General features: G+C 72.4%; 6 protein-coding genes. All 6 read left to right on the top strand.

Annotated elements, in window-relative coordinates; all coding sequences use genetic code 11:
- Window positions 1–90: 90 nt before the first annotated feature.
- Genes ABZ783_RS37210 through ABZ783_RS37185 form a run of 6 tightly spaced genes read left to right on the top strand, consistent with a single transcriptional unit; the run spans window position 91 to window position 7,257 of the window.
- Entirely contained in the window at window positions 91–663 is a 573-nt protein-coding gene (locus ABZ783_RS37210) for a glutamate ABC transporter substrate-binding protein (RefSeq protein WP_357447878.1), read from the top strand.
- 5 nt (window positions 664–668) lie between these two features.
- Entirely contained in the window at window positions 669–1,901 is a 1,233-nt protein-coding gene (locus ABZ783_RS37205; RefSeq protein WP_357447875.1) for a hypothetical protein, read from the top strand.
- On the top strand, window positions 1,898–4,189 hold the full coding sequence (locus tag ABZ783_RS37200; RefSeq protein WP_357447872.1) for a tetratricopeptide repeat protein: 2,292 nt from the start codon (window positions 1,898–1,900) through the stop codon (window positions 4,187–4,189). Before ABZ783_RS37205 ends, ABZ783_RS37200 begins: the two co-directional genes overlap by 4 nt.
- Window positions 4,186–5,217, top strand: a complete 1,032-nt coding sequence (locus tag ABZ783_RS37195) for a protein phosphatase 2C domain-containing protein (protein ID WP_357447869.1) — start codon at window positions 4,186–4,188, stop codon at window positions 5,215–5,217. The genes ABZ783_RS37200 and ABZ783_RS37195 overlap by 4 nt, the downstream gene beginning before the upstream one ends.
- Window positions 5,214–6,506: a VWA domain-containing protein gene (locus tag ABZ783_RS37190; RefSeq protein ID WP_357447866.1), complete on the top strand. Its 1,293-nt coding sequence runs from the start codon at window positions 5,214–5,216 to the stop codon at window positions 6,504–6,506. Before ABZ783_RS37195 ends, ABZ783_RS37190 begins: the two co-directional genes overlap by 4 nt.
- Window positions 6,507–6,519: 13 nt before the next feature.
- Window positions 6,520–7,257 carry an FHA domain-containing protein gene (locus ABZ783_RS37185; RefSeq protein WP_357447863.1) on the top strand — a complete coding sequence of 246 codons (738 nt, stop codon included), beginning with the start codon at window positions 6,520–6,522 and terminating at the stop codon, window positions 7,255–7,257.
- The last annotated feature ends 772 nt before the right edge of the window (window positions 7,258–8,029 follow it).

Here is an 8,029-nt window from a genome sequence, read left to right as displayed (position 1 = left end):
CTGGGGCGCAGTCAATCGCCCGCACGCGGCCTAACCTCGCAACCAGCGAGGGCGAGTGACCCGCAAGCCCGCCCATTCATGGGCGGGTAGTTGACGGCAACGAACTCGGCGTCGCGGATCCCGTCCCTGCAGGACGGGACGGTCGACATCGTCGTACAGACCATGACGATGAACTGCGAACGGTGGCAGAAGGTCAACTTCTCCACCGAATATTTCACCGCCGGCCAGCGGATCCTGGTGCGCCGAGGGTCGCCGGTGCGTAGCATCGCCGACCTGGGTGGCCAGAAGGTCTGCTCGGCGATCGGCAGCACGTCCATCCGCAATGTCGCTGCCGCACCGGCCAAGCCACTGCCCGTCGGAGTGCCGGACTGGACCGACTGTTTGGTGATGCTCCAGCAGAACCAGGTCGCCGCCGTCTCCACCGACGACAGCATTCTGGCCGGGCTGGCCGCGCAGGACCCCAACACCGTCGTGGTTGGGCCACGGTTCAGCGACGAGCCGTACGGGATCGGCATCAACCGGGACGCCACCGACCTGGTCAGATTCGTCAACGGGGTCCTGGCCCAGTTGCGGGCGGACGGCACCTGGACTCGGCTCTACACGCGGTGGCTCGCCGCGCTTGGCCCGGCTCCACAACCGCCGACGGCCCGATACCGGGACTGACCGGCATGACCGCACCGGTTCCGCTGAGCCGTGACGAGGTCGACGTGGCCATCGTCGCGCTGGGCGCAGCCCACGACCGGATCTCCGCGGCCATGTACGCCCTGGACAATCACCCGGGCCTTGCGACGGCCCGGCTGCCCGGCCTGACCGGACGGACCGAGCGGTACGTCGCCGACCTGGCCGCCCAGCTTGACGCGCTCTGGTCCCGGTTCACCGCGCTCGGGGCGCTCCTGGACCAGCTCCGGACCCTGCGGGGGCAACAATCCCGGCCCGGTGACGAGGAGTTGGCCAAGCTCACCTGGTTGCTGCGTGCCCCGGTGGTCCCGGTCGGCGCGGACGGAATGGTTCTCGACGATGCGCCGCCGGGGGCCGTCCGGCTGCCGCTGATGGAGCTCGCCCGTCAGCTGGAAACCGGCAGTACCGACGCCATCGACCGGTTGTCCGTCCTGGATGAGGCCGCCTCGGTGCTGGCCGTCCGGTTCGGGCCGCCCAGCGAGGCGTTGACCCGGCTGCGGGCGGCCGTCGACGCGCTCGGGCCGGACGGGGTGCCCACCGCCGCCCTGGATCGGCTCGGCGAGCGGCTCGCGGACGCGTATCGGGAGGCGTCCGGCGATCCGCTGGCGGTGGCGCCGGGCGGTGGCCCCGCCGCCACCGCGCTGGATACCCGGCTGCGTGAGCTGGCCGCCGAGACCGCGACGGTGGCCGGCGAGGTCGACGCGTTGGTCGGTCTGCGCGACGGCTATCCGCGACGGGCGGAGCGGCTGCGCGCCACGATTGTTGAGGTCGAGGCCGGCGAGGAGGCGGCGGCCCGGGCCTGCGCTGCCACCGAGGAGAAGATTGCCAACACCGGGCTGCCCGCGGTTCCGGATGCCACCCCCGCGCTTCGGGCCCAGCTGGCGCAGCTCGACCAACTTCACCGGGAGCGGCGGTGGAGCCGACTGGCCGATGAGCTGGCGGCGGCGGAGCGGGCCGCGGCGGCGGCGGTCGAGCGGGCCGCCGGGCTGCGGGATGCCGCGGACGGTCTTCTGGAGCGGCGCGCCGAGCTGCGCGGCCGCCTCGCCGCCTACCGGGCCAAGGCGGCCCGGCTCGGCTTCGCCGAGCACACCGAGCTGTCCCGCCGGCACCGTGCCGCCGAGGACCTTCTCTACTCCAGCCCGTGCGATCTGCCCGCGGCGACCCGGGCCCTGTCCGCGTATCAGCGGTATCTCAACGACCTCAGCGAGCGGGGGACGACATGAGCCAGCGGTGCGTACGACCCGACTGCACCGGCAGCTACGGGCCGGAGGGCTACTGCGACGAGTGCGGGCGCAAGGCCCCGGCCGGGGTCCTGCCGACGCAGCCGACCCCCGGTGCCGGGCCGCCGCGGTCCGGGCCGGGCGCGGCACCGGCACTCGCCTCCGTCGCCTCGACCCCGGTGAGCACGCGCGGCGGTTCGGTGCGCACCGGTTCACGGGGCTCCAGCCGCAGCCGTGGGACCACCCGCGGTGGCCTCGGCGCCGGTCTGATCGAACTGCCCCGCGTCCCGCTACGCGACCCGGCCAGCGCGGTGATGGCCGAGCCGACGGTGGCCGAATCCCGCCGGTACTGCGTCGCGTGCGACAAGCCGGTCGGCCGGGGACGAGACGGCGCCCCGGGCCGCGCCGAAGGCTTCTGCCCCCACTGCGGCACCCCGTTCTCCTTCCTGCCCCGCCTCGGCCGTGGCGACGTGGTCGACGACCGGTACGAGGTGCTCGGCGCGCTCGCCTACGGCGGGCTGGGGTGGATCTATCTGGCTCGGGACAAGAACGTCAGCGACACCGTCAGCGACCGCTGGGTGGTCCTCAAGGGGCTGATCAACACCAGTGACCCGGACGCGATGGCCGCCGCGGTGACCGAGCGGCGCTATCTGGTGGAGATCGACCATCCGAGCATCGTCAAGATCCACGATTTCGTGCAGCATCCCGACCCGAAGACCGGCGTGCCGGTCGGCTACATCGTCATGGAGTACGTCGGCGGCCAGTCGCTGCGGGACATGCTGGTCAGCCGCCGAGCGGCCACCGGCGAGCGCGCACTGCCGCTGCCCGAGGTGATCGCCTACGGCGTCGAGATCCTGCCCGCCCTGGGCTATCTGCATGACCGCAACCTGCTGTTCTGCGACTTCAAGCCGGACAACGTCATCCACGCCGAGGAACAGCTCAAACTGATCGACCTCGGTGCGGTCCGGCACGTCGACGACGAGGTGAGCGCGGTCTACGGCACACCCGGCTACCAGGCGCCGGAGGTCGCCGAGGTGGGGCCGTCGGTGACGGCCGACCTCTACACCGTCGGCCGGACCCTCGCGGTGCTGAGCTTCGACTTCCGCGGCTTCGCCAGCACCTACGCCGACCGGCTGCCGGACCGCTCAGAGGTGCCCTTGCTGGGCCGCGAGGAGTCGTACGACCGGCTCCTGCGCCGGGCCACCCACCTCGATCCGGACCGGCGCTTCCAGTCGGCGACCGAAATGAGCGAACAGCTCCTCGGGGTGCTGCGGGAGACGCTGTCGGCCGCCGACGGCGTGCCCCGGCCGGCGGTGTCCCGGCAGTTCACCCCGGAACGGCGGGCGTTCGGCACCGGTGCTGGCGAGGTGGGCGTGACCGCCATCGCCCGGCGGCTCGACCCGGCGGAGGTCGCCGCGGCGTTGCCGCTGCCGCAGGTGGACATCCTCGACCCGGGCACCGGCTTCCTCACCACGCTGACGGCGACCGCCCCAGGTGAGCTGATCGCGCAGTTGCGCAACGCCCCGGTGCGCAGCGTCGAGGTGGCGCTGCGCATCGTGCGGGCCCGGATCGACGGCGGCGACCTGGCCGGCGCTGCCGCAGACCTCGACCGGCTCTACGCCGACGACCCGTTCGACTGGCGGATCGACTGGTACCGCGGCCTCGCCGCCCTGGCCGCCAACCGGCCCGGAGACGCCCGGGTGGCCTTCGACGCCGTCTACGACCAACTGCCCGGCGAGCCGGCCGCCCGGCTGGCGCTGGCCGCCGCAGTGGAGAGCACCGGGGACCCAGAACTCGCCGAGCGGCTGTACGACCGGGTCTGGCGGTGCGACCACGGCTTCATCAGCGCCGCCTTCGCGCTGGCCCGGCTCCAGCTTGTCAAGGGCGGCCGAGTCCCCGCGTTGCGCGTCCTCGACCAGGTGCCGGAGAACTCCAGCCACCACATCGCCGCCCAAGTGGCCGCGGTCCGGGCCAACCTACCGGCCGAGGGGTTTCCCGCCGGCGCCGGCGAACTGCTGGCCGCCTCCGACCGGCTGCAGCGGCTCGGGTTGGACGTCGAGCGGCAGGCTCGGTTGACAGTGGAAATGCTCGAGGCGGCCGTCGCCTGGGTCACCGCCGGGCATACCCTGCCGCCGGACGCCCGGGTCCTCGGACACGGACCGCACGAAAAGGGGCTGAGGCTGGGCCTCGAACGCGCCTACCGCACCCTGGCGCAGCTCGCCGCCGACCCGCCTACCCGTATCGCACTGGTCGACCGAGCCAACGCCGTCCGGCCGAGGACACTGACATGACGGCCCCGTCTTGCCCCGAGCACGGCCCGGCCGGCGATCCGGCAGACCGCTTCTGTGAGGTATGCGGGCGCAACCTGCGCACCCGCGAAGAGGCGGCTACCGCAGCCCCGCTGCCAGCCCCGAGATCCGGCACCGCCCCGGTCGCACCATGGTTGTCCTCCCGGGCGACCGAGGGCGACTGCGGCGGGTGCGGCGCCCAGGTGCCAGGCGGCGGATACTGCGACTCGTGCGGCCGCCGACGCCCGCTCGGCCGCGACCACGCCGAGCTCGACCTCGGCGACCTTGCGGCAGTGACGGACCGGGCCCGCCGACCACGCAACGAGGACGCGGTGGCGATCGGACGAGTCGCCGGCGCCACCGTCGCAGTGGTCTGCGACGGCGTCTCCACCTCGACCCGCGCCGACACCGCCGCCACCGCCGCAGTGGAGTCGGCCATCGTAGAGCTGCTGGACGCCCTGCACGGCGGCGCGGACCCGGCCGAGGCCGGCCGACGAGGCGCCCGGGCAGCGGCCGCCGCGGCCCGGGGCGCCGCCGGACCCGAGGATCGCGACACCCCGCCCAGCTGCACGTACGTCTCCGCGATCGTCACCAGGGACGCGGTGACGGTGAGCTGGATCGGCGACAGCCGGGCCTACTGGCTCGGGCCGAACGAGGCGCTGTTGACCCTCGACGACTCGTTGCGGGCCCGCGTGGCCGCTGGCCGGCCGGTGCCAGCGGCGCTGGCCGAGGAGGATCCCCGGTCCCCGGCCCTGATCCGCTGGCTCGGTGTGGACGGCGACGACGAGGACGCCCAGGTCATCACCCTGCGCCCGACCGGTCCCGGCCAGGTCGTGGTCTGCTCCGACGGCCTGCACCACTATCTGCCGGGTGCGAACGACCTGGCCGCGGCGGTGTCCGGCCTCCCGCCGACACCCCTGGCAGTGGCGCAAGGCCTGACCAGGCTGGCACTGGAGGGCGGCGGCCACGACAACGTGGCGGTCGCCATACTGCCGTTTCCGGTAACCGAGACAGGAGGAACACCGGCATGAGCGGACAACCCGAGTTCGTCGCCGAGGTCGACCAGAACGAATACCTACCGATGGGACGACGGATCGTCGACGCGATCGTCACCGTCACGGCCTCCGGCGCGAACCTGCGGGGCACCGCCGGACCGGTCACCGCGGCGCAAGTGATCATGATCGACACCTCCGGTTCGATGACCGCACCCCCCTCGAAGATCCAGCAGGCGAAGCGGGCCACCGCGGTCGCCATCGACACCCTCCGCGACGGCGTGGCCTTCGCGGTCGTCGCCGGCTCGGCGCAAGCCTGGATGGTCTACCCGCCGCAGCCGGGGATGGTGCCCGCCTCCCCACAAACCCGGGCGCAGGCCAAGTCGGCGGTGGCCGGGCTGCGAGCCGAAGGCGGAACCGCCATCGGCGCCTGGCTCAACCTCGCCAATCACCTGTTCGCCGGCCAGCCGGCCGAAGTGAAGCACGCCATCCTGCTCACAGACGGGCAGAACCAGCATGAGCGGCCGGAGGACCTGCAGCGGGTGCTGGACGCCTGCGAGGGCCGGTTCATCTGCGACAGCCGAGGCGTCGGCGCCGACTGGGTCGCCGACGAGCTGCGGAAAGTAGCGTCCACCCTGCTCGGCACCGCAGACGGGCTGGAGGATCCGGCCGACCTGCCGGCGGCGTTCCAGGCGATGACCGCGTCCGCGATGGGCAAATCGGTCGCTGACGTGTCGCTGCGGGTGTGGAGTCCGACGGGCGCCAGGATCCGCTTCGTCAAACAGGTCTTCCCGCAGGTCGAGGACCTCACTGGCCGGCGCACCGAGGTCAGCGCCCGCATCGGCGACTATCCGACCGGCGCCTGGGGCGCCGAGAGCCGGGACTATCACATCTCGGTCGAACTGGAGCCACAACCGGTGGGGGAGGAGCTGCTCGCCGCCCGGGTCAGCCTGGTCAGCGCCGCTCAGGTGCTCACCGAGCGACTCGTGCTGGCCCGGTGGACTGACGACGAGGAGCTTTCCACCCGGATCAACCGGCAGGTGGCGCACTACACCGGCCAGGCCGAGCTGGCCGCCGCGATTCAGGACGGGCTGAAGGCCCGGGACGCCGGCGACGTAGAAACCGCCACCGCAAAGCTCGGCCGGGCGGTCCAGTTGGCCACCGAGTCCGGCCACGTCGACACCGCCAAGCTGCTGGCCCGGGTGGTGGACGTGGTCGACGCGCCGACCGGCACGGTCCGACTCAAGAAGCAGGTGGCCGGAGTGGACGCCGAGCTGACCAACGTGCGGTCGGTGAAGACCATCCGGGTGAAGAAGACCCAGGCCTGACGGGAGCGACACGATGGCCACCTGCCCCAAAGGACACGAATCGACGACCGCCGACTACTGCGACCAGTGCGGCGCCCCGATGCCCGGCACCTCGACGCCCGCTCCGCCGGCCGCCGTAGCCCCGCCGGCCGTGGCGCCGGCCGCCCCGCCCGCGGATCCCGTCGCCGGCACGCCGTGCCCGGTCTGCAATACGCCCCGCACTGGCCGCTTCTGCGAGGAGGACGGCTACGACTTCCTGCTCGCCCCGCCGGTGACCGCGACGAGTCCGTCCACCTCGCCCACTGGTGCCGCCGTCCCCGCGGCGGGCCGTGAGACGGCTGCCGGACCGCCATCCCCGGCCACGCCGGCGGCGCTGGTCGTCGTGGTAGGCACCGACCGCGGCTACTTCGACGCGGTCCTCGGCATGGGCGGCGAGGACGCCGACGCGCTGACCTTTCCTCGATTCGCCGCCGAGCGCCGATTCCCGTTGGTGGGCCAGCAGCTACTGATCGGACGATCCAGCCGGTCCCGGGGCATACACCCCGACATCGACCTCAGCGGCCCACCGGAGGACCCAGGCGTCTCACACACCCACGCGCTCCTCGTCCTGCAGCCCGACGGTTGGGCGGTGGTCGACCTCGGCTCATCCAACGGCACGTACCTCAACGACCCGCACTCGGCACCGGTCCCGGCCGAGACCCCGGTGCCGATCGCCGCCGGTGACCGCGTCTTCGTCGGCGCTTGGACCTGTCTGTCCATCCGCCCCGCCTAACCTGATCTTGAGACCTGCGTTCGTTGTGTCGAGCCGTCTCAGATCAGCTCAGCGATCCTGAGTCGGATTTAGTTTCCGGGATCGTTTCCCATCGTGGCGGGGCCGCGTGGGCACTCAGGTGGAATCCTGCGCCCAGGGCGGCTCCCCGTGGCCGGTGGCCGGTGTGCTGATAGTTGTTCACGCCCTGGTGCCGGTGGGCTGCGCGGGGCAGCCTCCGATCCGCTGGTGCATGCCCCTCCGGACGCTTGCCCGCCTGACCGTGAGGCCTGGCGGGGGAGGGTGCCCTGCGTCGCCCGGGCGCGGGGCGCGGTGTCGGCGTACGGATTCCGGTGCAGAGTCGGGTACGGCAAATGTGCAGAGGTCGGGGGCGCGAAGCATTCGGGACGCTGCGATGGCGGCCGGCCCGACGACCCAGGCCCGCTACTCACGATGAGTAATCGGTGGACGTGGGCTAGCGCCCGGATCGCGGCTACTTAGCGGATGTTCAGAGGACCAGAAGCGACGGCCGATGTAATTGAACCGTTCCTAAAGACTGAGCATGGGTTGCACAGGCTCAGTCGCGTGCCCCGAACGGTGTTGGGCACACTGGTTTCCCGCGTTCGCTCCGCGTCCGGCTCCATCGGATCGTGTCCGTGGTCCGGGAATGTGGGGGCGGGTTCCCTCGCGCCCTCGGGCATCAGGTTCGGCCTGGGCGCTCCGATGCCCGCGGCGATCGCTCTGGTCGTCGGGGGGCGGTGTCGTCCGTCGCCGGATCGGGTGTCCGAGGGCGCGT

Source organism: Micromonospora sp. NPDC047738, from assembly GCF_040642675.1.
GTDB lineage: Bacteria > Actinomycetota > Actinomycetes > Mycobacteriales > Micromonosporaceae > Micromonospora.
This window is presented reverse-complemented; position numbering and strand designations above follow the sequence as displayed.

Excerpts from the sequence above, each read along its gene's own strand:
- ABZ783_RS37205 (WP_357447875.1), top strand. The coding sequence starts at position 669 with ATGACCGCACCGGTTCCGCTGAGCCGTGACGAGGTCGACGTGGCCATC.
- ABZ783_RS37200 (WP_357447872.1), top strand. The coding sequence starts at position 1,898 with ATGAGCCAGCGGTGCGTACGACCCGACTGCACCGGCAGCTACGGGCCG.
- ABZ783_RS37195 (WP_357447869.1), top strand. The coding sequence starts at position 4,186 with ATGACGGCCCCGTCTTGCCCCGAGCACGGCCCGGCCGGCGATCCGGCA.
- ABZ783_RS37190 (WP_357447866.1), top strand. The coding sequence starts at position 5,214 with ATGAGCGGACAACCCGAGTTCGTCGCCGAGGTCGACCAGAACGAATAC.
- ABZ783_RS37185 (WP_357447863.1), top strand. The coding sequence starts at position 6,520 with ATGGCCACCTGCCCCAAAGGACACGAATCGACGACCGCCGACTACTGC.